General features: G+C 69.0%; 24 protein-coding genes, 1 tRNA gene, 1 pseudogene and 1 riboswitch. Of the genes and pseudogenes, 17 read left to right on the top strand and 9 right to left on the bottom strand.

Annotated features, from left to right (window positions below):
* Positions 1 to 78 precede the first annotated feature (78 nt).
* From ASD21_RS09735 to ASD21_RS09720, 4 genes are all read left to right on the top strand, one after another.
* Positions 79 to 154: transfer RNA gene (locus ASD21_RS09735), tRNA-Ala, on the top strand.
* Between the two features lie 154 nt (positions 155 to 308).
* Entirely contained in the window at positions 309 to 2,519 is a 2,211-nt protein-coding gene (locus ASD21_RS09730) for a penicillin acylase family protein (RefSeq protein ID WP_235524866.1), read from the top strand.
* Between the two features lie 60 nt (positions 2,520 to 2,579).
* On the top strand, positions 2,580 to 3,041 hold the full coding sequence (locus ASD21_RS09725; protein ID WP_056460369.1) for a hypothetical protein: 462 nt from the start codon (positions 2,580 to 2,582) through the stop codon (positions 3,039 to 3,041).
* 13 nt (positions 3,042 to 3,054) lie between these two features.
* Entirely contained in the window at positions 3,055 to 3,444 is a 390-nt protein-coding gene (locus ASD21_RS09720) for a hypothetical protein (protein ID WP_056440095.1), read from the top strand.
* 29 nt (positions 3,445 to 3,473) lie between these two features.
* On the opposite strand, the gene ASD21_RS09715 is transcribed toward ASD21_RS09720, so the two are convergent.
* From ASD21_RS09715 to ASD21_RS09700, 4 genes are all read right to left on the bottom strand, one after another.
* Positions 3,474 to 5,252: a heparinase II/III family protein gene (locus ASD21_RS09715; protein ID WP_082554707.1), complete on the bottom strand. Its 1,779-nt coding sequence runs from the start codon at positions 5,250 to 5,252 to the stop codon at positions 3,474 to 3,476.
* Between the two features lie 9 nt (positions 5,253 to 5,261).
* Positions 5,262 to 5,921 carry a ribulose-phosphate 3-epimerase gene (gene rpe / locus ASD21_RS09710; protein ID WP_056441102.1) on the bottom strand — a complete coding sequence of 220 codons (660 nt, stop codon included), beginning with the start codon at positions 5,919 to 5,921 and terminating at the stop codon, positions 5,262 to 5,264.
* Between the two features lie 91 nt (positions 5,922 to 6,012).
* Positions 6,013 to 7,293, bottom strand: coding sequence for an RsmB/NOP family class I SAM-dependent RNA methyltransferase (locus ASD21_RS09705; protein WP_056440091.1), 1,281 nt, complete (start codon positions 7,291 to 7,293; stop codon positions 6,013 to 6,015).
* Between the two features lie 42 nt (positions 7,294 to 7,335).
* Positions 7,336 to 7,746 (bottom strand): hypothetical protein, encoded by a 411-nt coding sequence (locus ASD21_RS09700; protein WP_156390685.1) that lies wholly within the window; start codon positions 7,744 to 7,746, stop codon positions 7,336 to 7,338.
* A 123-nt stretch (positions 7,747 to 7,869) separates the two neighbouring features.
* Between ASD21_RS09700 and ASD21_RS09695 the strand changes: the two genes are divergently transcribed.
* The gene (locus tag ASD21_RS09695; protein ID WP_156398337.1) at positions 7,870 to 8,073 is read left to right on the top strand and encodes a DUF1674 domain-containing protein; all 204 of its coding nucleotides are present in this window, start codon (positions 7,870 to 7,872) and stop codon (positions 8,071 to 8,073) included.
* 183 nt (positions 8,074 to 8,256) lie between these two features.
* On the opposite strand, the gene pyrF is transcribed toward ASD21_RS09695, so the two are convergent.
* Positions 8,257 to 8,946 (bottom strand): orotidine-5'-phosphate decarboxylase, encoded by a 690-nt coding sequence (gene pyrF, locus ASD21_RS09690; protein ID WP_056440088.1) that lies wholly within the window; start codon positions 8,944 to 8,946, stop codon positions 8,257 to 8,259.
* 86 nt (positions 8,947 to 9,032) lie between these two features.
* Here pyrF and ASD21_RS09685 point away from each other — a divergent pair, with 86 nt between their 5' ends.
* The gene (locus ASD21_RS09685) at positions 9,033 to 9,728 is read left to right on the top strand and encodes a MarC family protein (RefSeq protein ID WP_056440087.1); all 696 of its coding nucleotides are present in this window, start codon (positions 9,033 to 9,035) and stop codon (positions 9,726 to 9,728) included.
* 144 nt (positions 9,729 to 9,872) lie between these two features.
* On the opposite strand, the gene ASD21_RS09680 is transcribed toward ASD21_RS09685, so the two are convergent.
* Entirely contained in the window at positions 9,873 to 10,673 is an 801-nt protein-coding gene (locus tag ASD21_RS09680) for an SDR family NAD(P)-dependent oxidoreductase (protein WP_056440085.1), read from the bottom strand.
* Between the two features lie 70 nt (positions 10,674 to 10,743).
* Here ASD21_RS09680 and ASD21_RS25230 point away from each other — a divergent pair.
* Positions 10,744 to 10,881, top strand: a pseudogene (locus ASD21_RS25230) (hypothetical protein); the annotation flags it as partial.
* A 125-nt stretch (positions 10,882 to 11,006) separates the two neighbouring features.
* Here the strand turns inward: ASD21_RS25230 and ASD21_RS09675 are convergent.
* Positions 11,007 to 11,612 (bottom strand): flavodoxin family protein, encoded by a 606-nt coding sequence (locus tag ASD21_RS09675; protein WP_056440083.1) that lies wholly within the window; start codon positions 11,610 to 11,612, stop codon positions 11,007 to 11,009.
* Between the two features lie 247 nt (positions 11,613 to 11,859).
* Here ASD21_RS09675 and ASD21_RS09670 point away from each other — a divergent pair, with 247 nt between their 5' ends.
* On the top strand, positions 11,860 to 12,168 hold the full coding sequence (locus ASD21_RS09670) for a hypothetical protein (protein ID WP_056440081.1): 309 nt from the start codon (positions 11,860 to 11,862) through the stop codon (positions 12,166 to 12,168).
* Here the strand turns inward: ASD21_RS09670 and ASD21_RS09665 are convergent.
* Entirely contained in the window at positions 12,165 to 12,602 is a 438-nt protein-coding gene (locus ASD21_RS09665; protein WP_056440079.1) for an Rrf2 family transcriptional regulator, read from the bottom strand. The two genes, ASD21_RS09670 and ASD21_RS09665, sit on opposite strands and share 4 nt — an antisense overlap.
* A 169-nt stretch (positions 12,603 to 12,771) precedes the next feature.
* Between ASD21_RS09665 and ASD21_RS09660 the strand changes: the two genes are divergently transcribed.
* The 9 genes from ASD21_RS09660 to ASD21_RS09620 all read left to right on the top strand — a co-directional run bounded on the left by ASD21_RS09660 (position 12,772) and on the right by ASD21_RS09620 (position 22,065).
* Positions 12,772 to 14,730 carry a potassium transporter Kup gene (locus ASD21_RS09660; protein WP_056440077.1) on the top strand — a complete coding sequence of 653 codons (1,959 nt, stop codon included), beginning with the start codon at positions 12,772 to 12,774 and terminating at the stop codon, positions 14,728 to 14,730.
* Between the two features lies 1 nt (position 14,731).
* The gene (locus tag ASD21_RS09655) at positions 14,732 to 15,055 is read left to right on the top strand and encodes a hypothetical protein (RefSeq protein WP_056440075.1); all 324 of its coding nucleotides are present in this window, start codon (positions 14,732 to 14,734) and stop codon (positions 15,053 to 15,055) included.
* Positions 15,055 to 15,414: a hypothetical protein gene (locus tag ASD21_RS09650; protein WP_056440073.1), complete on the top strand. Its 360-nt coding sequence runs from the start codon at positions 15,055 to 15,057 to the stop codon at positions 15,412 to 15,414. The genes ASD21_RS09655 and ASD21_RS09650 overlap by 1 nt, the downstream gene beginning before the upstream one ends.
* A gap of 110 nt (positions 15,415 to 15,524) precedes the next feature.
* Positions 15,525 to 16,754 carry an argininosuccinate synthase gene (locus ASD21_RS09645; protein WP_056440071.1) on the top strand — a complete coding sequence of 410 codons (1,230 nt, stop codon included), beginning with the start codon at positions 15,525 to 15,527 and terminating at the stop codon, positions 16,752 to 16,754.
* A gap of 174 nt (positions 16,755 to 16,928) precedes the next feature.
* A riboswitch (ZMP/ZTP riboswitch) is annotated at positions 16,929 to 17,009 on the top strand.
* A 32-nt stretch (positions 17,010 to 17,041) separates the two neighbouring features.
* The gene (gene purH / locus ASD21_RS09640; RefSeq protein ID WP_056440069.1) at positions 17,042 to 18,631 is read left to right on the top strand and encodes a bifunctional phosphoribosylaminoimidazolecarboxamide formyltransferase/IMP cyclohydrolase; all 1,590 of its coding nucleotides are present in this window, start codon (positions 17,042 to 17,044) and stop codon (positions 18,629 to 18,631) included.
* 158 nt (positions 18,632 to 18,789) lie between these two features.
* On the top strand, positions 18,790 to 20,286 hold the full coding sequence (locus tag ASD21_RS09635; RefSeq protein WP_056440067.1) for a phosphomannomutase/phosphoglucomutase: 1,497 nt from the start codon (positions 18,790 to 18,792) through the stop codon (positions 20,284 to 20,286).
* 103 nt (positions 20,287 to 20,389) lie between these two features.
* Complete coding sequence (locus ASD21_RS09630) at positions 20,390 to 21,163, top strand: dienelactone hydrolase family protein (RefSeq protein ID WP_056440065.1); 774 nt, start codon at positions 20,390 to 20,392, stop codon at positions 21,161 to 21,163.
* Between the two features lie 87 nt (positions 21,164 to 21,250).
* Positions 21,251 to 21,724 (top strand): hypothetical protein, encoded by a 474-nt coding sequence (locus ASD21_RS09625; protein ID WP_056440063.1) that lies wholly within the window; start codon positions 21,251 to 21,253, stop codon positions 21,722 to 21,724.
* Positions 21,721 to 22,065: a hypothetical protein gene (locus ASD21_RS09620; protein ID WP_056440061.1), complete on the top strand. Its 345-nt coding sequence runs from the start codon at positions 21,721 to 21,723 to the stop codon at positions 22,063 to 22,065. Before ASD21_RS09625 ends, ASD21_RS09620 begins: the two co-directional genes overlap by 4 nt.
* Here the strand turns inward: ASD21_RS09620 and ASD21_RS09615 are convergent, their stop codons facing one another.
* Positions 22,066 to 23,286, bottom strand: coding sequence for a DUF418 domain-containing protein (locus tag ASD21_RS09615; RefSeq protein WP_056440059.1), 1,221 nt, complete (start codon positions 23,284 to 23,286; stop codon positions 22,066 to 22,068).
* Positions 23,287 to 23,328: the final 42 nt, after the last annotated feature.

Here is a 23,328-nt window from a genome sequence, read left to right as displayed (position 1 = left end):
CTGGCAAGCAATGGCCGCCGATAGAGCCAACCGGACGCTTGACGAGCCCGCCGCCCCAACGTATTTCCGCGCTTCCTTGGGGCCGTAGCTCAGATGGTAGAGCGCCTCGTTCGCAATGAGGAGGTCAGGGGTTCGATTCCCCTCGGCTCCACCAAGGACCTTCCAGACATCCATTGACCGTTGGCGTCGACCGCCGCCGCGCCCGCTTTTCGCGCGGGATCCGCCTGATCGCGTCCGGCGCCCGCGCGGGTCTGGACAAGGCGCGGGCGGCGCCCGACGGTCCGCTCCCTGGATCGGGAGGGCGTGTCTTGCGTATCGGAAACCTGCTTTTGCTGTCGGCCGCCTGCGCGGCGCTTTCCGCGCCGGCCCTGGCCGCCTCGCCCGCCGCCGACCTGGCCCGCCAGCGCGCCGCCGCGGCGCGCGTCCAGATCGTCCGCGACGACTGGGGCATCGCCCACGTCCACGGCAAGAGCGACGCCGACGCTGTGTTCGGCATGGTCTACGCCCAGGCCGAGGACGACTTCAATCGGGTGGAGGCCAACTACCTGACGGCCCTGGGGCGCACGGCCGAGGCCGAGGGGGAAAAGGCGGTCTGGCAGGATCTGCGGATGAAGCTGTTCGTCGATCCGGCCGACCTTCAGGCCCGCTATGCCCAGAGCCCCGCCTGGCTGAAGACCCTGATGGACGCCTGGGCCGACGGCCTGAACTTCTACCTGGCCACCCATCCGGCGACCAAGCCGAAGGTCATCACGCGCTTCGAACCCTGGATGGCGCTGAGCTTCACCGAGGGCAGCATCGGCGGCGACGTCGAGCGGATCTCGCTGGGCGAACTGGAGGCCTTCTACGGCAAGCCGCAGATGCAGGCCTCAGTCGAGGTCAAGGCCCGCGAGTTCGCCCAGGCCGTCGCGTTTCGCGAACCGACGGGTTCGAACGGCTTCGCCATCGCCCCGTCCAACACCCAGGACGGCCACGCCCTGCTGCTGATCAACCCGCACACCTCGTTCTTCTTCCGCTCCGAGCTGCAGATGACCAGCGACGCGGGGCTGAACGCCTATGGCGCGGCGACCTGGGGGCAGTTCTTCGTCTATCAGGGCTTCAACGCCCATGCCGGCTGGATGCACACCTCCAGCACGGTCGACGTCGTCGACGAGTTCGCCGAGACGATCATCCGCAAGGACGGCAAGCTGTTCTACAAGTACGGGACCGAAGAGCGGCCGGTGACCGTCTCGACGGTCGAGGTTCCCTACAAGGCCGCCGACGGCGCCCTGGCCCGCAAGACCTTCACCGTCTACCGCACCCACCACGGCCCGATCGTTCGGACGGCGGAAGGCAAGTGGGTCGCCTTCGCCATGATGTACAAGCCGGTCGAGGCGCTGGAGCAGTCGTTCCTGCGCACCAAGGCCGTCGACTACGCCGGCTTCCTGAAGGTGGCCGAGCTGAAGGCCAATTCCTCCAACAACACCCTGTTCGCCGACGACAAGGGCGAGGTGGCCTATCTGCACCCGCAGTTCATCCCCCGGCGCGACGATCGCTTCGACTACACCAAGCCGGTCGATGGTTCGGACCCAGCCACCGACTGGAAAGGCTTGCACGCCCTTTCCGAGGCGCCCCACCTGAAGAACCCGCCCAACGGCTGGCTGATGAACACCAACAACTGGCCCTATTCGGCGGCCGGTCCCTACAGCCCCAAACAGGCCGACTTCCCGCGCTACATGGACAGCGTCGGCGAGACGCCGCGCGGGATCCACGCCACGCGGGTGCTGAGCGCGCGCAAGGACTTCACCCCCTCGACCCTGATCGCGGCGGCCTACGACCCCTATCTGACCGCCTTCGCCGACCTGATCCCGACCCTGTCGAAAGCCTATGACGAGACGCCCGACGGCGACCCGGCCAAGGCGCGGCTCGCGCCCCAGATGGCGGCGCTGAAGGCCTGGGACCTGAAGTGGTCGGCGGCCTCCACCGAGACCTCGCTGGCGGTGTTCTGGGGCGAGGCCCTGTGGGCCAAGTCCGCGGGCGAGGCCAAGAAGCAGGGCGTGTCGGTCTACAGGTACATGGCCGAGACCACGACCCCCGCCCAGAAGCTGGAGGCCCTGGCCGAGGCTTCCGATCGGCTGACCGCCGACTTCGGCGACTGGCGCACGCCCTGGGGCCGGATAAACCGCTTCCAGCGCAACGACGGCGCGATCGTCCAGACTTTCGATGACGAGAAGCCCTCGATCCCGGTCCCCTTCGCCTCGGGCCAGTGGGGCTCGCTGGCCTCGTTCGGGGCCAAGCGCTGGCCGGGCACGAAGAAGTACTACGGGACCAGCGGCAACAGCTTCGTGGCCGTGGTCGAGTTCGGGCCGAAGGTGAAGGCCCTGGCGGTGTCCGCCGGCGGCGAAAGCGGCGACCCGGCGTCCAGGCACTTCACCGACCAGGCCCAGCGCTACGCGAACGGCGAGCTGCGGACGGTGTACTTCTATCCCGTCCAGCTGACGGGCCATGTCGAGCGCGCCTACCGGCCGGGCGAGGCCAAGTAGCGAACGCCGCTTGAGCTGGGCGCGATTACAGCCCATGGTTGGCCCCGGGGGAGACATCACATGAACCTTGTCCACGCAATCCGCACCATGGGCCGCGGCGCGAGCGTCGCCGGCCTGGCGCTGGTCCTGAGCGCCTGCGCGCTGTTCGCCCCGCCCTATGACGCCACCCTCGACGAAAAGACCACCAGCGCCTACGAGAGCGTGGCCAAGCTGGCGGCCCAGGCCGAGATGGGCCTCTACCAGGACAAGGCCACCTATCCGGGCGCGGTCGACACCTACGCCACCATCCAGGGAGCCCTGGCGGTGGTCGCCGTGCGCGCCGCCTCGGCGCCGGTGGCCGGCAAGCGGGCCGCGGACGCGCGCGACGCCACAGTTGGCTTCATCAAGGGCTGCAGCGCCCAGGTCTCGGGCCTGGCGACGCTGCACAAGACCTACGGCGTCGTCCCCGGAACCGGGGCGACCACGGCCATGATGGTCAGCTGCGACCAGGCGGCCAAGGCCGTCGGCGCCATGAAGAACTAAGGGGCGAGAACCTATGGTCGACTTCGCGAACCTGAACATCGACAACGTTGACGAGCTGGTCTCGGCGCTGGAGGACGAGCTGGGCGGGGTGTCCACCAAGTGGTGGAACGCCAACAAGTCGGTGGTCGCCGGCTATCTGCGCAGCCTGGCCGAGGCGACGATGCAGACGCGGCTGGCCCTGGCCAACAACCAGATCCCGGCCGAGGCGGCCGACATGATCATGCGCAACCAGCAGCTGGCCTTCAACCAGACCCTGCAGTTCACCAAGTTCATGACCCTGGTCCTGGCCCAGCAGCTGCTGGACGCGACGTTCAAGCTGATCGGCTGGGTGATCTTCAACAAGACCGGCGTGAACCTGGCGCCGAGCCTGGTGCAGCCGACGGGCGCGCCGCCGGCGGCCTGACGAGCTCCGCGAGGGGCGCTCAACAGCCCCTAGTGATCCGCCGCCCGGGCCAGCTTCCAGCGAATCTTGGCGCCCTTCTCGGGGCGGACCTGGCTCTTGAGCAGGATGGCGCCGGCGGGGCGCGACTGGCCGTGGTCGAAATGGGCCGAGGGGGTGATGGCCACGTCGACCGCGTCGTTGCGCAGCCACCAGCCGACATTGGACGGTCCCTTGATCAGCACGCTCTTGCCGTCGCGGGCCAGCGAGGCGCGGGCGTCCGGATGCAGGTGGAAGGTGACCGAGAACGGCAGGTAGCGGCGCGGGCCGTCGGGGTTGGCAGAACCGATCGGGATCAGGCTGTCCTCGCCGCGCAGCTCGTCGGCCTTGAGGTCGAGATAGAGCCGCCGAGCGTGGGTCAGGCCCAGGCGTCGCCAGCCGTCGTGGACGATGTCCAGCCACACCCCGACGTCGGCGTCGTGGCGCTTGACCTCGACCTCGGTGACGCCGTCGACCAGCCAAGGGCCCAGGGCGTCGGAGCGCCAGCCCGAAAGCGGTCGTCCGGCCGAGCCGTCGCCCACCGATACGGTCGAGGCGGCGCCGGAAAGCCGGAAGGCGTTGGCGCCGACAGCCTCCGGGCTCCAGCCGCAGCTGGTGATCAGCCTGTCCTTGCCGAAGACGATCTCGACGGCGGCCGGCTGGGCGCAGGCGGTGACGCTGAGCACGCCGACGGCCGGCGCTCCCGCGTCGGCCATCACCTGCAGGCTGCCGCCCTGCATCTTCTGGTAGCCCACATGCGGCGCGGTCTGGGGCGGGCGCGGTCCGGGGTCGTCATGCGCCAGGGCCGCCGCGATCCGCCGCGGCTCGATCGCCTCGCCGCCCTGGAAGGCGGCCAGGCAGCCGTCGGCCAGGGTGAAGAAGCGCACCGACGAGCTCAGGCGGTCGATGGCCCGGGTCAGCGACTCGGGCTGGGGCCGGCCGCGCTGGCCCAGGGCGTCGTCGAGGGTCAGCAGGTCGAACAACAGCTCCAGCCCCGCCTCGGGCGAACGGCTGGCGTGGCCGCCGTCGGGCAGGACCACGGCGTCCAGCAACGCGTTGACCCGCTTGAGGCCCTGGGTGATCAACCGGTCGCTGGCCTTGCCGGACAGGGCGCAGCCGGCGATCGTGACGACCACGGCCCGCTCGAGCCGGCGGTGCGGCGCGTCCGAGGCCTTGAGCAGTTGGCGGGCGCCGCGGGCGATGTCCAGCGCCATGGCCGAGATCTCGGCGTCGGAGGCTTCGGGCGACAGGGCGCGAGCCGCGCAGGCCAGGTGGAAGGTGCGCCGCTCCAGCCGCTCGCCGCTCCACGAGAACGCGTTCCAGACCCCAAACACCCGACGCCAATCCTGCAGCAGCCGCAGGGCCAGGCGGGCCGAGCCGGGCCCGGCCGCCATCAGGTGCGGCAGCCAGTCGAAACCGTGCAGGGCGGTGGCGAACTGGCGCGTCGGGCTGGCCTGGTCGAAGGGGTCGCCGGTCTCGCCCAGCCGCACGGCGCCGCCGTCCAGCACGAGCAGGCCGTCCAGAAGTTGGCGGCCGCGCTCGACATCGACGGGACGCGGATCGTGGGGATGGGCGGCCAGGCCGACCGGGCGCGGTCGGCTGATAGCGGCGCGGTGCGGCGGCGAGCCGAGCCATTCGCGTTCGAGGTTGCCCTTGATCGACGCGCCCAGCGCCTTGAGGACCACGCCCTTGGTGCGCGCGGCGCGTCCACGGGCCCCAAGAGCACGAGCGGAGGGGCCGCCGGCGAGGGCGGAGGATTTACGGGCGGAACCTGTCGCGGGAGCCCCCTCCATGCCGCTGGATCAGCCGCCCTTCAGGGCGCGGATATTGTCGGCATAGGCGGAGGGACCGCCCTTGAACACCGCGGAGCCGGCGACCAGGGCCGTGGCCCCCGCCGCCACGCATTGCGGGGCGGTGGCCGGGGTGACGCCGCCATCGACCTCGATGATGACGTCCAGGCCCCGCTGGTCGACCATCCTGCGCAGGGCCTCGACCTTGCGCAGCTGGCCGGGAATGAAGCTCTGGCCGCCGAAGCCGGGGTTCACCGACATCACCAGCAGCAGGTCGACGTCCTCCAGGATCCATTCGACGTGATCGATGGAGGTCGAGGGGTTGAACACCACCCCGGCCTTGGCCCCCAACTCGCGGATGCGCTTGAGGGAGCGGTGCAGGTGCGGGCCGGCTTCCGGATGGATGCTGATCAGGTCGGCCCCGGCGGCGCGGAACGCCTCGAGGTACGGATCGGCCGGGCTGATCATCAGGTGGACGTCGAACGGGATCTTGGCGTGCGGCCGAATCGCTTTGACGATGTCCGGACCGAGCGTGATGTTGGGCACGAAATGGCCGTCCATCACGTCGACATGCACCCAGTCGGCGCCGGCCGCCTCGATGGCGGAGACCTCTTCGCCCAGCTTGGCGAAGTCGGAGGCGAGAATGGACGGGGCGATCAGCGGCGCGGTCATGCCCATGGCTTAACGGGCTTGGCCTCGCGCTACAAGCGAGCCCGTTGTCGCGTAGGGTTTACGAGGTCTTTCGCCTCTCAAATCTTGGCGATCAGAGCTTTACGAACCGCGCCGCGAAGAAACCGTCCAGCCCGCCTTCGCGGTGGTGGGGCAGGATCCGCAGGGTTCCGCGCCGGGTCAGGCAGGCGGCGGGGGCGCCGCCCTCCTCCGCGGCGATCGGGTCCAGCGCCATGTCCGGACGGCGGGCGAGGAAGGCCTCGACCTGGGCCTCGCCCTCTTCGGGCTCCAACGAGCAGACGCAATAGACCAGGCGGCCGCCGGGCTTGAGCCGGCCCGCCGAGCTGTCGAGCAGCTTGCCCTGCACGCCGGCCAGGCTGGCCACGTCGCCGGGGCGGGCGGCCCACAGCACGTCGGGATGGCGGCGGAAGGTGCCGGTGGCCGAACAGGGGGCGTCCAGCAGCACCGCGTCGAAGGTGCGGGCGTCGTCCCACGCGCCGGCGTCGGCGGCGATCACCTCGGCCTGCATGTTCATGCGGGCCAGGTTCTCGGTGACGCGGCCCAGGCGGGCGGGCGAGCGGTCGACGGCGACCACCTGGGCCCCGGCCGCGACCATCTGCATGGTCTTGCCGCCGGGCGCGGCGCAGAGGTCCAGGGCGGTTTCGCCGGGCTTTAGGTTCAACAGGCGGGCGGGGATGGCGGCGGCGGCGTCCTGGATCCACCAGACGCCGTCCTCGAACGCCGGCCAGGCCGAGACGTCGCCGCGCCGTTCGGTGCGCAGGGTTCCGCCGGGCAGGATCTCGCCCTCCAGCTCGGCCGCCAGGGCGGTCGCATCGAAGTCGGGCTTCAGCGACAGGTCGGTGGCCGGCTCGAAGCCGATCTGGGCGGCGACCGCGTCGGCGGTGTCCTTGCCATAAGCGCTGACCCAGCGGGCGTAGAGCCACGGCGGGGCCAGATGTTCGGCGGCGTCCGACAGCCCGCCCTCGCGCAGCAGGCCGCGCAGCACGGCGTTGACCAGGCCCTTGAACGGGCGGCTGGCCTTGTTGGCGCCGGCCAGTTCGACGCTGGTGGCCACGGCGGCGAAGGCCGGAACCTCCAGGAAGAAGGCCTGGGTCGCGCCCAGGCGCAGCAGGTTGCGCACCCGCGGCGGCGGCTCCTTGGCCAGCTTGCCGGCCAGGGCGCGGTCGATGGGGCCGAGGTGGCGCAGGGCGGCCATGGCCAGGGCGCGCGCGAAGGCGCGCTCCCGCGGTTCGAGAAAGCGGAAAGCGTTGGCCGAAGCGGCCTCGTCGAGGCCCCCGCGACGCGACAGGGCCGCGTCGATGAGGGCAAGGGCGCCTTCCCGCGCGGGGAGGCCGTCGTTGAGTTCCTGAGTCACCCGCTCGCCGTGCCCCGAGGCGACGGCGAGCGCAAGCGGAAATCAGGCGGCGACGGAGCCCGAAGTCGCTTGGGGACCGGTCCGGGCGGTGCGCAGCACCGCGATCCCGAACACCACCATGCCGGTCACCAGCATGACTTCGCCGAGCGCCATGAACGGCACGACGCGCATGTCGCCCTTCACCAGCAGCACGGCCAGCAGCGGGCCGACCAGCAGGATGCCGATGTTCGACAGGGCGAAGTTCACCCAGGCCAGGCGCGGCGGACGGCGGTCGCCGGCCAGCGCGTAAAAGCCGCCCATGATCGCCAGGCTGACCCAGCCCAGCAGATTCACGTGAGCGTGCACGGGCATCAGGGTATGGTCCTGAGAGATGCCCATGACCATGCCCAGCACCATGCCGCAGATCCCATAGACGATGGCGCTGAGAAAAAACGCGTACGACACTCGAGGCATGACGTCCCCCCTTGAATGTGGTTCTCCTCGCGGGCGAGCCGCGAAGGCGGGACGTCTTATAGACAAAACCACGTTCGACAATCGTCGTTTTATGAAATCTTGTTAACCTTGGCAGGTGAGCGAATGAGCCAGGACCCAGCCCTTCCGCCCGGCGCGGCCCCCGACAAACCGCTGAGCCCGGCCGCCCGCCGCGCGCTGGAGGAGGCCGCCGCCCGCCGCGCGGCCGAACAGGCCGCCGCGCTTCCGACCGAGGAAGGCGGCCGCGACGGCCCCGAACCGACCCGCTTCGGCGACTGGGAGCGCAAGGGCGTGGCGGTGGATTTTTAGCCCACCCAAGGCTGAACATTTCCAAGGACCGTCATCCTCGGACTTGTTCCGAGGACCCCCCGGTCCGCCGCGCTGTGAGTCGAGGTCCGCCGCTGGCTCACCGCCTCACCGTCGACCTTCTTCTTGGCTGAAGCAGGGGTCCTCGGAACAAGTCCGAGGATGACGGTTGTTAAATGGCGAGCGCTAGTGCCCCGCCATCTCCGCCGCCACCTTCAGCGCCGCTTCGCGCGGGTCGTTGGCCGCCGTGATCGGGCGGCCGCAGACCAGGTGGCTGGCGCCGGCTTTCAGGGCGTCGGCCGGGGTGGCGGCGCGGGCCTGGTCGTTCTTGGCCGACCAAAAGGGACGCACGCCCGGCGTCACCACCAGGAAATCGGGCCCGGCGATCTCGCGGGCGAGCGACGCCTCCTGCGGCGAGGAGACGATGCCGTCGACCCCGCACTCCACCGCCTGGCGGATCCGCCGGGCGACCAGGTCACGGGCTGAAAAAGCATAGCCAAGTTCGATCAGGTCGGCGTCGGTCAGGCTGGTCAGCACGGTGACGGCCAGGATCTTCAGGTCCGAGCCGGCCTTGGCCTTGACGGCGGCCCGCATCACCTGCGGCTCGGCGTGGACGGTCAGCAGGTCGCAGCCGGCCCCGGCCAACACCCGGGCCGAGCGCTCCACGGTCGCGCCGATGTCGTGCAGCTTCCAGTCCAGGAAGATCTGTTTGCCCTCGCCCTTCAACTCGCGGGCCAGGGCCATGCCGTCGGTGGCCAGCAGCTCCAGCCCGATCTTGTAGAACGACACCGCGTCGCCCAGCGTCTCGACCATCTGACGGGCTTCGCCGACGCTGGGCAGGTCGAGCGGCAGGATCAGGCGCGGATCGGCGGTCATGGGAACGTCCCCGGGGGTTGGCGCGCACGGTCGCATCACCCTAAGAAGGATGCGGACCCGCGCGAATTGAAGGCTAAGCACGTCGAATGAGCCAGGCAGAACTCGCCGTCAACTTCTTCGTCGCCCTGTTCGCCCTGATCGACCCGATCGGCAACGTGCCGCTGTTCGCCGCCGCCACCCTGGGCGCGGCCGCCGCCGGCCGGAGGATGGTGGCGGTCTATATCGGCCTGTTCGTCGCGGCGTTCCTGATCTTCTTCTATTTCACCGGCGTTTCCCTGCTGGAGTTCTTCGGCATCTCGATGCCGGCCTTCCGCATCGCCGGCGGCATCATCCTGTTCATCCTGGGCCTGGACATGGTGCGCGACGACTTCACCACCATGTTCGCCGACGCGGCCGAGGGTATCGAGGGCCAGTCGGCGCGGGTCTACGCCAAGCAGCGGTTCGAGCGGCTGATCGTGCCGTTCGCCATGCCGCTGCTAATCGGTCCCGGCGCGATCTCGACGGTGATCATCTACGCCAGCGAGGCCAAGAGCTTCGGCCTGGCCGGCATGGCCCTGGGCTGCGGGGTGATCGCGGCCGTGGCGGTGGTGCTGGTGGCGACCTTCTGGGCCTCGCCGATCATCAGCAAGGTGCTGGGCCGGATCGGCATGAGCATCGTGGTGCGGGTGCTGGGCCTGATCCTCTGCGCCCTGGCGGTGCAATTCGTGCTGATCGGCGTGGGCGACGCCACGCGCGGCCTGATCCGGGCCGACGCCAAGGCGCCGTACGCCGAGCATCGGTAGCTAGACATCCTTCCCTCCCCCTTGCGGGGAGGGTGGCCCCGAAGGGGTCGGGTGGGGTTTGATGAGTCAAAGCGGCGGTGAAGCCCCACCCACCAGCTTCGCTGGTCCCCCCTTCCCCATGAAGGGGAGGGAAAAGCGCCAACCCTAGACCTTCCTGAACCGCGCCCCCTGGCTGGCCATCAGGGCCAAGGCCCAGTCGTCGGGGACCAGCTTGGCCAGCACCGCGATGGCCTTGTTGGGCGAGCCCGGCACGCAGACGGCGCGGTTGGCCTCGGCGGCCTCGTAGCCGGCGGCGGCCACCTCGTCGGCCCCCAGCCACAGCCAGGTCGGCAGGCTCTGGCTGACCTGGGCGCGGGTGCCGTTGACGTCGTGGAATTCCGAATAGGTGAAGCCGGGGCACAGGGCCGAGACGTGGACACCGGCGCCCTGGGTCTCCAGGTGCAGGCTCTGGGAGAATTTCACCAGGAAGCTCTTGGTCGCCGCGTAGAGCGTGTGGCCCGCCGCGCCGGGGGCCAGGCCGGCCAGGGAGGCGACGTTGACGATGCGGCCGAAGCCGCGCTCGATCATGCCCGGCAGCACCTTGTGGGTCAGGCCGCAGACCGAGACCAGCAGCACCTGCAGGAAGGCGCTCTGGTCGGCCCAGGTCGTCTGGGCGTAGGCGCCGGGCAGACCGTAGCCGGCGTTGTTGACCAGAGCGTCGACCACCCGGCCCTCGGCCTCGATGGCGGCCAGCAGGTTGTCGACGGCCTCGGGCTGGGCCAGGTCGGCGGCGATCGGATAGGCCTCGACCCCGAACCGCAGGCGGATCTCGGCGGCCAGGGCCTCCAGACGGTCCAGCCGGCGCGCGGTCAGGGCCACGTCATAGCCGTGGCTGGCGTAGATGCGGGCGAAGGCGGCCCCGATGCCGGCGGAGGCGCCGGTGATCAGGGCGAGACGGCGAGCCATGCGGCGTGTGTCCAGGAACTGCGTAACGTCACCAAGACGAAGCATGACCGGCGATTTGGTTCAAGCGCATGCGCAGAACGCCCCCTCCGTCACGATGCGCATTCGCATCGCGCCACCTCCCCCGCGATGCGGGTGAGGTGGATCTGCGCCCTTCTCCTCCCCCGTGCAACGGGGGAGGTGGCGCGTCGCGAAGCGGCGTGACGGAGGGGACGTCACGCTTGCCCGAAAAAAAGGAGGAGGGGGCGCTCGGGCTCAAGCGCCCCCTCGGCGGCGCCGGAGCGCCGCGAGCCCGTCCTTCGGGCTGGGGGATCAGGAAGGACGGGCGGGACCTCGTTAGGCCGCCTGGCTCAGCGCCGGCTGGGCGCCGCGCGTCCAGCGGACGGCGGCCTGCGCGATGCGGACGCCGAACAGGCGGGCGGTCTCGCGGTCGCCGGCCGGCGGGGTGATCTCGGGCGAGGCGTTGTCCGACTGGGCGGCCAGGCCGATGAACGAGCCGACCCGGTTGATCGTGTCGGGCCCGCGTTCGGCGGCGGTCACGTTCGGCGGGGCCAGACCCAGGTTCACCCAGTTCATGCCGTGCTGGGCGGCCAGGATGGTCAGGCTCTCGAGCGCGTGGCCCTTGTCGCCCGAAAAGCTGTGCGAATTGGTGAAGCCCGCGGCCAGCTTGTCCTTCCAGGCGCCGGTGAAGAAGGCGCCGGCGGTGGCGTCGGCGAACACTTTGAACACGCCCGAGACGTCGCCCATGTAGGTCGGGGCGCCGAACACCACGGCGTCGGCGTCGGAGATCTGCTCGATCAGCGGCGCGAAGTCCTGGGCGGCGTTGTCGATCTTCAGCAGCACCGGGGTCTGGCCGGCGTCGCGGACGCCTTCCGCGATCTTGTCGGCCAGGACGGCGGTGTGGCCGTAGCCCGAGTGATAAACGATGGCGACCTTGGTCATTGTGGTGAGCCCTGAAACTGGTTGTCGGTTTCGCAACTGAAACCGTGTCGATTACGTATGCACGGTTCGGCAGGTTTCCAGGGGATCGGCAACACTTGGTGGTGCAGTTATTCTGCAAACCGATTCAGCGGCGATGGGATCGGTTTCGGGCAAACGGCGGGTTCTACGGTCCAACCGGGCACGTAAGGGCAGGCTCGACAAGCGCGATCGGCATGGTCAAGCTCGCCCCAGTTATCTGGGAGTTCGCATGCAATTTCTGAGATCCGCCTCGTTTGGCGGTCTGTTCACGGTGACCTTCACGGTCGCCGCGACGAGTCAGGTCGCCTTCTCGCTGCTGGGCCTGCTGATGGTCGGGACTTCGCCCGCGATGTTCAAGATGAACGGGGCGCCGGCGACCAATCCGGCCCAGGCCCTGGGCGTGCTGGTCTTCCTGCTTGCCATGCTGCTGATCATGAACGCCGGCATGTCGGCGATCGGCGCCGGAATCTGGGTGCTGGTGCGCCGGGCGCTGCCGGGCATGAAGCCGGTCCCCGCCGCGGACACGGACGTCTTCTAAGCCGCGACCTCGACCGATGCGCCGTTCAGCAGGTCGGCCACCGAGATCTGCGACAGCCGGTCGGCCACGGCGGTGTCGGCGGCGATCATCGCCCCGCGCACGGCGTCGGGGATCTTCTCGCCGACCGGGCATCCCTTGACGCCCTTGGGGGCCACGCCCAGGTGGGCGCAGCCGTTCACCGCCCGGAGCACGACGTCCAGGGTGATGGTTTCGGGGGACTGAAGCAGCCAGGCGCCGCCGTTGGCGCCGGCGCGCGCGCCGATCAGCCCCGCCTTGCCCAGCATGGCGGTCACGCGACGCACCACCACCGGGTTGGTCGGGACCGACGCGGCGAGCTCGGCGCTGGCCACGGCGCGGTCGGCCGAAAAGGCGTTCTTGTGCGCCAGATAGGCCAGGGCGTGCGCGGCGACGGGGAATTTCTGACTGTCGGACATTTCTGTGGCAGGACCCTAAGGACGTCGCTCGTGCGTTCAACCAAAAACTATCGTTGTTATCCCGCTTCAGGTCGCGATTGAACCGGAGCAGGATTGGGTGTATCGCGCCCCGCTTGATCGATATGGGGCTCCGCACCGCGTTTTGCGAGGGCGACCCCGGAGGGATTGAATGGCTTCCGAAGCCTCTGGCGCTCCCGCTTCCGACAGCGCCGCCCCGTGTGACGTCCCTCCGCAAGCCGGCCATGACCTGAAGGGGCATAGCTTCCTCGCGCTCGCCGTCGGCGCCATCGGTGTCGTGTTCGGCGATATCGGGACCAGTCCGCTCTACGCCATGCGCGAGGCCCTGGCCCATTCGCGCAGCACCACCGCCACCGAGCACGCCGTGCTGGGGGTGGTGTCGCTGGTGCTGTGGACCCTGACCCTGTTCGTCACGATCAAGTACGTGATCTTCTTCATGCGGGCCGACAACAAGGGCGAGGGCGGCACCCTGGCCCTGATGGCGCTCGCGCAAAAAGCGCTCGGCAAGGCCGGCAGCAAGCGCTCGACGGCGGTGTTTTTCCTGGGCGTGATCGGGGCGGCGCTGTTCTATGGCGACGGCATCATCACCCCGGCCATCTCGGTGCTGTCGGCGGTCGAGGGCATGAAGGACGCGCCGCACGTCGGCCACGCCCTGACGCCCTACATCCTGCCGATCTCGGCCGGGATCCTGGTGGCGCTGTTCCTGGTCCAGGCCAAGGGCACGCACCGGATGGCCGCCCTGTTCGGGCCGGTGATGAGCGCCTGGTTCCTGATCCTGGGCGCGCTGGGCCTGTTCCACCTGGTCGACGACCTGTCGATCCTGCGGGCCTTCAATCCCTGGTACGGCGTGCGCTTCCTGCTGGAGAACGGCTTCCTGGGCTTCGTGATCCTGGGCAGCGTGTTCCTGGCGGTGACCGGCGCCGAGGCGCTGTACGCCGACATGGGCCATTTCGGCAAAGCCCCGATCCGCGCCGCCTGGCTGTGGCTGGCCTTCCCGTGCCTGGCCCTGAACTATCTGGGCCAGGGCTCGCTGGTGCTGGACAACCCGGCCGCGCGGCACAATCCGTTCTGGGACATGGTGCCGACCTTCGCCTACTGGCCGGTGCTGCTGATGGCCACGGTGGCCACGGTCATCGCCAGCCAGGCGGTGATCACCGGCGCGTTCTCGATGACCCAGCAGGCGGTGCAGCTGGGCCTGCTGCCGCGCCTGGACATCAAGCGCACGTCCGAGACCCAGGCCGGCCAGATCTATGTGCCGGCGGTCAACACCTTCCTGCTGGTCGGCGTGCTGATCCTGCTGGTGATGTTCCAGAGCTCGCACAAGCTGGCCAGCGCCTACGGCATCGCCGTGACCGGCGCGATGTTCGTCGACACCCTGCTGGCCTATGTGGTGCTGCGCCTGGTGTGGAAGTGGAACCTCTGGCAGACGGCCGCCCTGCTGATCCCGCTGTCGATGATCGACCTGGTGTTCATCGCCTCCAACGCCCTGAAGATCCCGGACGGCGCCTGGCTGCCCCTGGTGTTCGGCGCGGTGCTGGTGCTGATCATGTGGACCTGGACGCGCGGCGCCCAGATCCTGACCGACAAGACCCGCCGCGACAGCGTGCCCCTGGTCGACCTGATGGAGATCCTGCGGGCCCGCGCCCCGCACCGCGCCCCCGGCACGGCGATCTTCCTGACCTCCGACCCGGACATGACTCCGGTCGCCCTGATGCACAACCTCAAGCACAACAAGGTGCTGCACGAGCGCAACGTGGTGCTGACCGTCCGCACGGCCGAGACCCCCCGCGTGGCCGACGAGGACCGCATCCGCACCCAGGCGGTCAACGCCGACTTCAAGAAGGTCGAGATCTTCTACGGCTTCATGGAAAGCCCCAACGTGCCCAAGGCCCTGGCCTTGCTGCGCAAGCAGCAGGGGCTGAAGTTCGACATCATGGCCACCAGCTTCTTCCTGGGCCGCCGCTCGATCGTGCCGTCGGCCAACAGCGGCATGCCGCTGTGGCAGGACCGGATCTTCATCTTCCTGATGAAGAACGCCACCAACCCGACCGACTTCTTCAAGATCCCGCCCGGCCGCGTGGTCGAGCTGGGCGCGCAGGTGACGGTCTAGGATGAACGGGGAACTCGCCGTCCTTGCCTGGATCGTCACGGTGATGGTCTGCCTGGGAACGGGCGCCCTGGTCTGGCGACGCACGCGGCCCCTCGGTCATAGTCTGGTCCTGGGAGGGCGGGAGCGACGGGCCTTGTCGCAATGGCTCGTTTGGGCGCCGTCGAGCGTGCTGCTCGTCACGGGCGGCGTTGTCGCCTTTCGCATCTTCGGCGCCCACCAGATGGCGCTCAAGGACCTGAGCCTCGACGCCGTGATGCTCTGGCTCGGCATCTGCGTCTTCATGCAGGTCCAGACGCTGTTCGCGATGCGCAAGGAACGCGACTGATGAACTTCCTCGCGGTCATCGGCGACGTGCTGTGGCTGCTGGCCCTGTCGATCATGGGCGGCGCCTCGCGCATGGCCTGGGGCAAGGTCAAGGACGTGCTGGTGCCGGTCCTGTGGTCGCCGTCGGGCAGGACCGTGTGGCGGGCGCCGCGGGCCGTGGCCCTGGCCTCGCTGCCGACCTTCGCCTTCCTGCTCAGCCTGTGGCTGCTGGTCGAGAGCCGTCGGCCGCTGGAGCTGAACGTCGGGATCATCCTGCTGTGCGTGCGCGCCATCCTGGCGGCGATCTTCGCGGTGGTGCATCTGAGCCAGGTCCGCCGCGCCCTCAACCAGCTGGCCGCCGAAGGTCAGATCAAGCTTTAGGCGCGCGGCGCGTTTCAATCGTCGCGAAACCGCGCTAAACGCCCCGCGACCCGGTGTTTCTCCGAAGGAGAGACACCTGCGACTTTGTGTTTCCTCGGAAGGACCCCCTCATGGCTGGCAAGCCCGTGAAGAAGGTCGTGCTCGCCTATTCGGGCGGCCTCGACACCTCGATCATCCTCAAGTGGCTGCAGACCGAATACGGGGCGGAGGTCGTGACCTTCACCGCCGACCTGGGCCAGGGCGAGGAAATCGAGCCGGCGCGGGCCAAGGCCCTGGCCGCCGGCGTCAAGCCGGAGAACATCTTCATCGAGGACGTGCGCGAGGAGTTCGTGCGCGACTTCGTGTTCCCGATGTTCCGGGCCAACACCGTCTATGAAGGCCAGTACCTGCTGGGCACCTCGATCGCCCGCCCGCTGATCGCCAAGAAGCAGATCGAGATCGCCCGCAAGACCGGCGCCGACGCCGTCAGCCACGGCGCGACCGGCAAGGGCAACGACCAGGTCCGCTTCGAGCTGGGCTATTACGGCCTCGAGCCCGACATCACCGTGATCGCCCCGTGGCGCGAATGGGACTTCAAGTCCCGCGAGGCCCTGCTGGACTTCGCCGAGAAGCACCAGATCCAGATCACCAAGGACAAGCGCGGCGAGGCGCCGTTCAGCGTCGACGCCAACCTGCTGCACTCGAGCTCGGAAGGCAAAGTCCTCGAGGATCCGGCCGTCGAGGCCCCCGAGTTCGTCCACATGCGCACGATCGCGCCGGAAGATGCGCCGGACAAGGCGACCGTGATCACCATCGACTTCGAGAAGGGCGACCCGGTCGCCATCGACGGCGTCAAGCTGTCGCCGGCCGCCCTGCTGACCAAGCTGAACGAACTGGGCCGCGACAACGGCGTCGGGCGCCTGGACCTGGTCGAGAACCGCTTCGTCGGCATGAAGTCGCGCGGCGTCTACGAGACCCCGGGCGGCACGATCCTGCTGGCCGCCCACCGCGGCATCGAGTCGATCACGCTGGATCGCGGCGCCATGCACCTGAAGGACGAGCTGATGCCGAAATATGCGTCGCTCGTTTACAACGGCTTCTGGTTCTCGCCCGAGCGCGAGATGCTGCAGGCCGCCATCGACTACAGCCAGGCCAAGGTGGCCGGCCAGGTGCGGGTCAAGCTCTACAAGGGCAACGTTTCGGTCATCGGCCGCACCAGCCCCTACAGCCTCTACGACCAGGACCTGGTCACCTTCGAGGAAGGCAAGGTCGCCTACGACCACCGCGACGCCGGCGGCTTCATCAAGCTCAACGCCCTGCGCCTGCGCGTCCTGGCCAAGCGCGACAAACGCGACGCCTAGGGCTCACGCCCCTCCGACAAGACAAGGCCCCGCCGTCGCCGGCGGGGCTTTTTTGTTGGGTCCGCCGTCGCCCTTCCAAGATCTTGAGGACGCCCGCGGGTGGGAGCCTCCATCCGCCCGGACGCGGGGAGGGCCTGACCGCATTGACTCCCCGGCCTGCCCCCGTATTTTCCGCCTCGTTCGCGTGACTGGCGCTAGTGATGGGCAACCATCGGGGAGCGCGGACCTCATATGCCGCGCGCCTGGGCTCCGTTTTCTTGTCCAATCAGACGCCAAGGAGTCCGCCCGTGCCCGCCGCCCCCGACTATCCGTCCGCCCCCGATCTCGTCGCCCCCAAGCGGGCCCTGCTATCGGTCTCCGACAAAGCCGGCCTGGTCGAGGCGGCCCAGGTCCTGCACGCGGCCGGCGTCGAGCTGGTCTCGACCGGCGGCACCAAGGCGGCGATCGCGGCGGCCGGGATTCCGGTCAAGGACGTCTCGGACCTGACCCAGTTCCCCGAGATGATGGACGGCCGGGTCAAGACCCTGCACCCGATCGTGCACGGCGGCCTGCTGGGCGTTCGCGACGCGCCGGAACACGCCAAGGCCATGGCCGACCACGGCATCGGCGGCATCGATATCCTGTATGTGAACCTCTATCCGTTCGAGGCCACGGTCGCGAAGGGCGGGTCCTACGCCGAGTGCGTCGAGAACATCGACATCGGCGGCCCGGCCATGATCCGCTCGGCGGCCAAGAACCATGGCTATGTCGCCGTCTGCACCGACCCGTCGGACCTGGCCGAAGTGCTGGAGGCCCTAAAGGCCGGCGGGACGACCCTGCCCCTGCGCCAGACCCTGGCGGCCCGCGCCTATGCCCGCACGGCGGCCTATGACGCGGCGATCTCCACCTGGTTCGCCGCCCAGCTGGGCCAGGACTTCCCGGCCCGCAAGGCCATCGCCGGCGAGCTGCGCCAGGTGATGCGCTACGGCGAGAACCCGCACCAGAAGGCGGCCTTCTACACCTTCCCGAGCCCCCGTCCGGGCGTGGCCACCGCCAAGCAGTTGCAGGGCAAGGAGCTCAGCTACAACAACATCAACGACACCGACGCGGCCTTCGAGCTGATCGCCGAGTTCGATCCGGCGGCCGGCCCGGCGGTGGCGATCATCAAGCACGCCAACCCCTGCGGCGTGGCGGTCGGGGCCAGCCAGCGCGAAGCCTATGAACGGGCCCTGGCCTGCGATCCCACCTCGGCCTTCGGCGGCATCGTGGCGGTCAACACCCGCCTGACCCGCGAGGCCGCGTTGCAGATGGTCGAGATCTTCACCGAGGTGGTGATCGCCCCGGACGCCGACGACGACGCGGTCGCGGTGTTCGCCGCCAAGAAGAACCTGCGCCTGCTGGTGACCGGCGGCCTGCCCGACCCGCTCTCGACGGGCGACACCTTCAAATCGGTGGCCGGCGGCTTCCTGGTTCAGTCCCGCGACAACGCGCGCATCAGGGCCTCGGACCTGAAGATCGTCACCCGGCGTCAGCCCACGGACGAGGAAGTGCGCGACATGCTGTTCGCCTTCACCGTCGGCAAGCACGTCAAGTCCAACGCCATCGTCTACGCCCGCGCCGGCCAGACCCTGGGCGTCGGGGCCGGCCAGATGAACCGCAAGGACAGCGCCCGCATCGCGGCCCTTCGGGCCGCCGATTTTGGCTTGGACCTCCGGGGATGCGCCTGCGCCTCGGAAGCCTTCTTCCCGTTCGCCGACGGCCTGATCCAGGCCGCCGAGGCCGGGGCGACGGCGATCATCCAGCCGGGCGGCTCGATGCGCGATCCGGAGGTGATCGAGGCCGCCGACAAGCTGGGCCTGACGATGGCCTTCACCGGCGTGCGCGTGTTCCGGCACTAGTCTCGAACGACGTGGCCTGTCGCGGCGAGGACGCGACAGGCGCCGGCTGCTCAATTCCTGTCGATCCGCCAATTCGCGGAGCGATGTCATACGAATGCGCTAGTCGGCGAGCGATCTCGTAGCTAGAGCTTGCGCGCAAGTCCTTGAAGTGAGCCCAGATGTTCTCCAAACCTCGCGCCGATCTCGTTCCCAATACCGCCGCCTATGAAAACGAACCCTTGGTCAAGGCCACGGGATTTCGGGAATACGACGCGCGCTGGCTGTTCGGGCCGGAGATCAACCTGCTGGGCGTGCAGGCCCTGGGCCTGGGCCTGGGCACCTACATCCACGAACTGGGCCAGTCGAGGATCGTGGTCGGCCACGATTTCCGCTCCTATTCCAGCTCGATCAAGAACGCCCTGATCCTGGGCCTGATCAGCGCCGGCTGCGAGGTTCACGACATCGGCCTGGCCCTGTCGCCCACGGCCTATTTCGCTCAGTTCGACCTGGACATCCCCTGCGTGGCCATGGTCACCGCCAGCCACAACGAGAACGGCTGGACCGGCGTGAAGATGGGCGCCCAGAGGCCGCTGACCTTCGGTCCCGACGAGATGGGCCGCCTGAAGACGATCGTGCTGGACGGCGCGTTCGTCGAGCGTGACGGCGGCAAGCTGATCCGGGTCGCGGGCGAGGCCGAGCGCTACATCGCCGACGTCGCCAAGCGCGCCCAGATCACCCGGCCGCTGAAGGTGATCGCCGCCTGCGGCAACGGCACGGCCGGCGCCTTCGCGGTCGAGGGCCTGCGGCGCATGGGCGTCTCCGAGGTCATCGGCATGGACACCGATCTCGACTACACCTTCCCGAAATACAATCCGAACCCGGAAGACGCCGAAATGCTGCACGCGATGGCCCACGCCGTCCGCGAGCACGGGGCCGACCTGGCGTTCGGCTTCGACGGCGACGGCGACCGCTGCGGCGTGGTCGACGACGAGGGGGAGGAGATCTTCGCCGACAAGATCGGCCTGATGCTGGCCCGCGACCTGGCCCCGCTGAACCCGGGCGCGACCTTCGTGGTCGACGTCAAGTCGACCGGTCTCTACGCCACCGATCCGATCCTGGCCGCCCATGGCTGCAAGGTGATCTACTGGAAGACCGGTCACAGCTACATCAAGCGCAAGAGCGCCGAGCTGGGCGCCCTGGCGGGCTTCGAGAAGAGCGGCCACTTCTTCATGAACGGCGACCTGGGCTACGGCTACGACTGCGGCCTGACCGCCGCCGCCGCCGTCCTGGCCATGTTGGACCGCAATCCAGGGATGAAGCTGTCGGACATGCGCAAGGCCCTGCCCGTGGCCTTCACGTCGCTGACCATGAGCCCGCATTGCGGCGACGAGGTGAAGTACGGCGTCGTCGCCGACGTGGTGAAGGAATACCAGGACCTGTTCGCCGCCGGCGGTTCGATCCTGGGCCGCAGGATCACCGAGGTGATCACCGTCAACGGCGTGCGGGTGCATCTGGAGGACGGCTCCTGGGTGCTGGTCCGCGCCTCGTCCAACAAGCCCGAGATCGTGGTCGTCGTCGAAAGCACCCAGTCGGCCGACGACATGCGCGCGCTGTTCCGCCAGGAAGTGAAGCCGCGCCTGGGCGATCGGGTCGGCAAGTACAACCAGGAAATCTGAAGCTTCGGATCGAGCGCACCGGACGGCGATCGAATTGAGTTTCCCCCGCCGATCGACCATGGTGGCCGTCCTGGGATTTCGCGCGGGGGCGCTGTAGGACCACATGCTTAGCGCCGGCGTGAAGGCAGCGGATTGGGGAGCCAAGGTCGCCAACGCCTCGAAGGTCTTCAAGCCTTCGGGACCCGGCCCCTTTCCCGTGGCGCTGATCCTGCACGGTTGCGGCGGCAAGACGCCGTTCCTGGAAACCTACGCCCAGGTGGCGGTCGAGGCCGGCTGGGCGGCGGTGGTGGTCGACAGCTTCAAGCCGCGCGGCATGTCGACGCTGGACGGCAAGCTGTTCGTCTGCACCGGCACGACGCTGCAGGGCCTCAAGCGCTCGGGCGACGTGTTCGCCATGTTGGCCTGGCTGGAGAGCCAGCCCTGGGCCGATTCCGAGCGCGTGTTCCTGGCCGGCTGGAGCCATGGCGGCTGGTCGATCATGGACGGCTACGCGATCGGCGTGAACGCCGCCCGCGCCACCGGGATCGCCGACGCCGATCCGCTGAAGCTGCGCGCGCGCGTCAAGGGCGTCCTGCTGGTCTATCCGTACGCGGCCTATCCGTCGCTGACCTCCAGCCGGGGCTGGGGTTCATACGGGCCCAAGGTGTTCTCGGTGGTCGGCGGGAAGGACCAGGTGGTCGGCTGGAAATATCCGAAGACCGCGCTGGACCGTCTGCAGCGCGACGGTCTGGCGGTGGACACCCTCTTCCACGCGGACGCCACCCACGCGTTCGACGACGAACGCGCCAACGACCCGCGCGCCAAGTATCGCCCCGACCTTTTCAGCCAGACCCAGGGCTATTTCGCCAAGGCCCTCGGGGTCGCGCGGACGCTCTAACCTCGTCCATCGGCGCGCCGTTCCGGCCGAGATTGTGCGCCCGGCGATTGTATGCCAGGCTTCCGCTACCTAATGGGGAGGCCTTCCATGAAGCTGGCGCCGATAGCGCGAACCGCGCTCGTCCTGACGTTCTTGCTGCCGGCCCTGGCCCCCGTCGCCTGCGCGCCCGTGGCCCCGCCGCCCAACCCCGCCGCCCAGGTCAACGCCGCCGGCCTGAAAGCCCAGACCCTGTCCCTGCTGGACGTGTCCGGCGATCCCTACGCCAGTCACGCCGCCGAGGTCGCGGCCCTGACGGCCCGGATCGACGCGGCGGCCAGCGCGGCGGCCGCCGACCCGCTCAACACCTTCTCGGCCCGGCAATGGGCCGTGCTGCGCGACCCGAACCGCGCCCTCTACGGCGGGACGATCGCCCTATGGCAAAGTCAGGGTTCTCTGGGCCCGGCGTTCCGCGACCAGAAGAAGATCCAGATCGGGCGGGCCTTCGACTACATCCTCTGCCTGGAGGCCAACAAGGGCCAGGCCACATCCTGCGGCCAAGTCGAGGAAGGCGGCGCGTCATGAGCCAGTTCGACGACTTTCTGGCGGCCGCCAAGGCCAACCTCTCCGTGCTCGGCAAGGACAGCTTCGAAGGCTATTCCGCCGACGTGAAGGCCATGGCCCAGGCCGCCCTCGACAAGGCCAAGGCCAACCTGCAGCTCTGGACGGGCCAGCTGGCGGCCGGCCAGCTGAGCGAGGCCGAGTTCAAGAACCTGGTGCAGGGCGAGACCGACCTGACCGAGATCGCCGGCTACACGGCCGCCGGCATCAGCCAGGCGGACGCTCAGCGCCTGCGCGACGCCGTGACCGTGACGGTGATCAACACCGCGCTCGACACCTTCCTCAAATCCAGGCCGCCCACCTGATCAGGTGGCGGCCGCCGCCGTCTCGGGCGCGCGGCGCAGCGGCATGGGCCCCCGATAGGCCAGCCGCCAAAGCCACTCCAGCGGACCCATGGTGAAGCGCGCCATCCACCAGCGCGACCACAGGATCTGCAGCAGCCAGATCACCGCCGTCGCCGCGGCCAGGAACGGCCGGTCGACCTTGCCATAAAGGCCTGGCCCACGGCCGCCGTACAGCAGCGCGGTCATCAGGATCGACTGGGTCAGATAGTTGGTGAAAGCCATCTGACCGACCGGGGCCAGGACGGCCGGGATCGCCTTCCAGACCCTGGCCCGCGTCGCCATCACCATCAGGCCGACATAGCCCAGGCTGACGACGGGCGCGGTGGCGCTCTGCAGCCAGCGGGCCAGGGCGCGCGGCGCCCAGGGATGGCTGGGCAGCACCATGTAGGCCGTCTCGGCCAGGCAGACGATCGCCAGGGCGCCGAGGCCCGCCCCGATCAGGCCCTGATAGACCCCGGTCGAGGCTCTGCCGCTCAGGACGCCCAGCTTGTAGAGACCCATGCCCATCAGCATCAGCGACAGCACCAGCAGCGGCCAGGTCTGGGGCCACTGGGTGAAGGCGCTGAATACGAAATCCCAGAAGTCCCTGGCGTTCTGGCTCAGCGACTGGGCGAAGGTCCCGGCGTACTGGGCGCTGTCGGCCTGGACCCCGGCCAGGAACTTGGCCATCTGCGCCGGCGGCGGATCGCCCCCGCCCTGGGCGGCGTGCTGGAGCAGGTTCCAGGCGGCCCAGGCGGACAGCCCCAGATGCAGGCCGATCCCCGTCTGCAGCAGGCGCTTGGCCGGCCATGAGCGGGCCCACATCGCCAGCAGGCCGACCACCGCATAGGTGTTCATGACATCGCCCTGCCAGATCGCCAGGCCGTGGAGCAGGCCGATGGGCAGCAGGCTGGCCAAGCGCAGGATCAGGGTCCTCTGGCGGCCCTTGTCACCACCCTCGCCGCCGACCATCAGGATCGAGGCGCCGAACAGCATGGCGAACATCGAATAGAACTTCTGCTGGAAGAACACCTGGGTGACCCACCAGACGGCCACCGAGGCCGGCGCCATGCCCAGCGGCCACAGGGTCAGGCTGGTGGCCACCGAATGCGGCTCGGCCGCGATCGGAATGTTGCACAGCAGGATGCCCAGCACCGCCAGACCCCGCAGCGAGTCCAGCAGAACGATACGATCCTTGACCATGCACGCCCCCGACACCAATCGGCGGCGATCCTGTACCGTCTT

The sequence above is a fragment of the Caulobacter sp. Root1455 genome (genome assembly GCF_001426905.1).
Taxonomy (GTDB): domain Bacteria; phylum Pseudomonadota; class Alphaproteobacteria; order Caulobacterales; family Caulobacteraceae; genus Caulobacter.
Note: the sequence above shows the minus strand (reverse complement) of the source record. Positions and strands in the feature narration are given on the sequence as shown.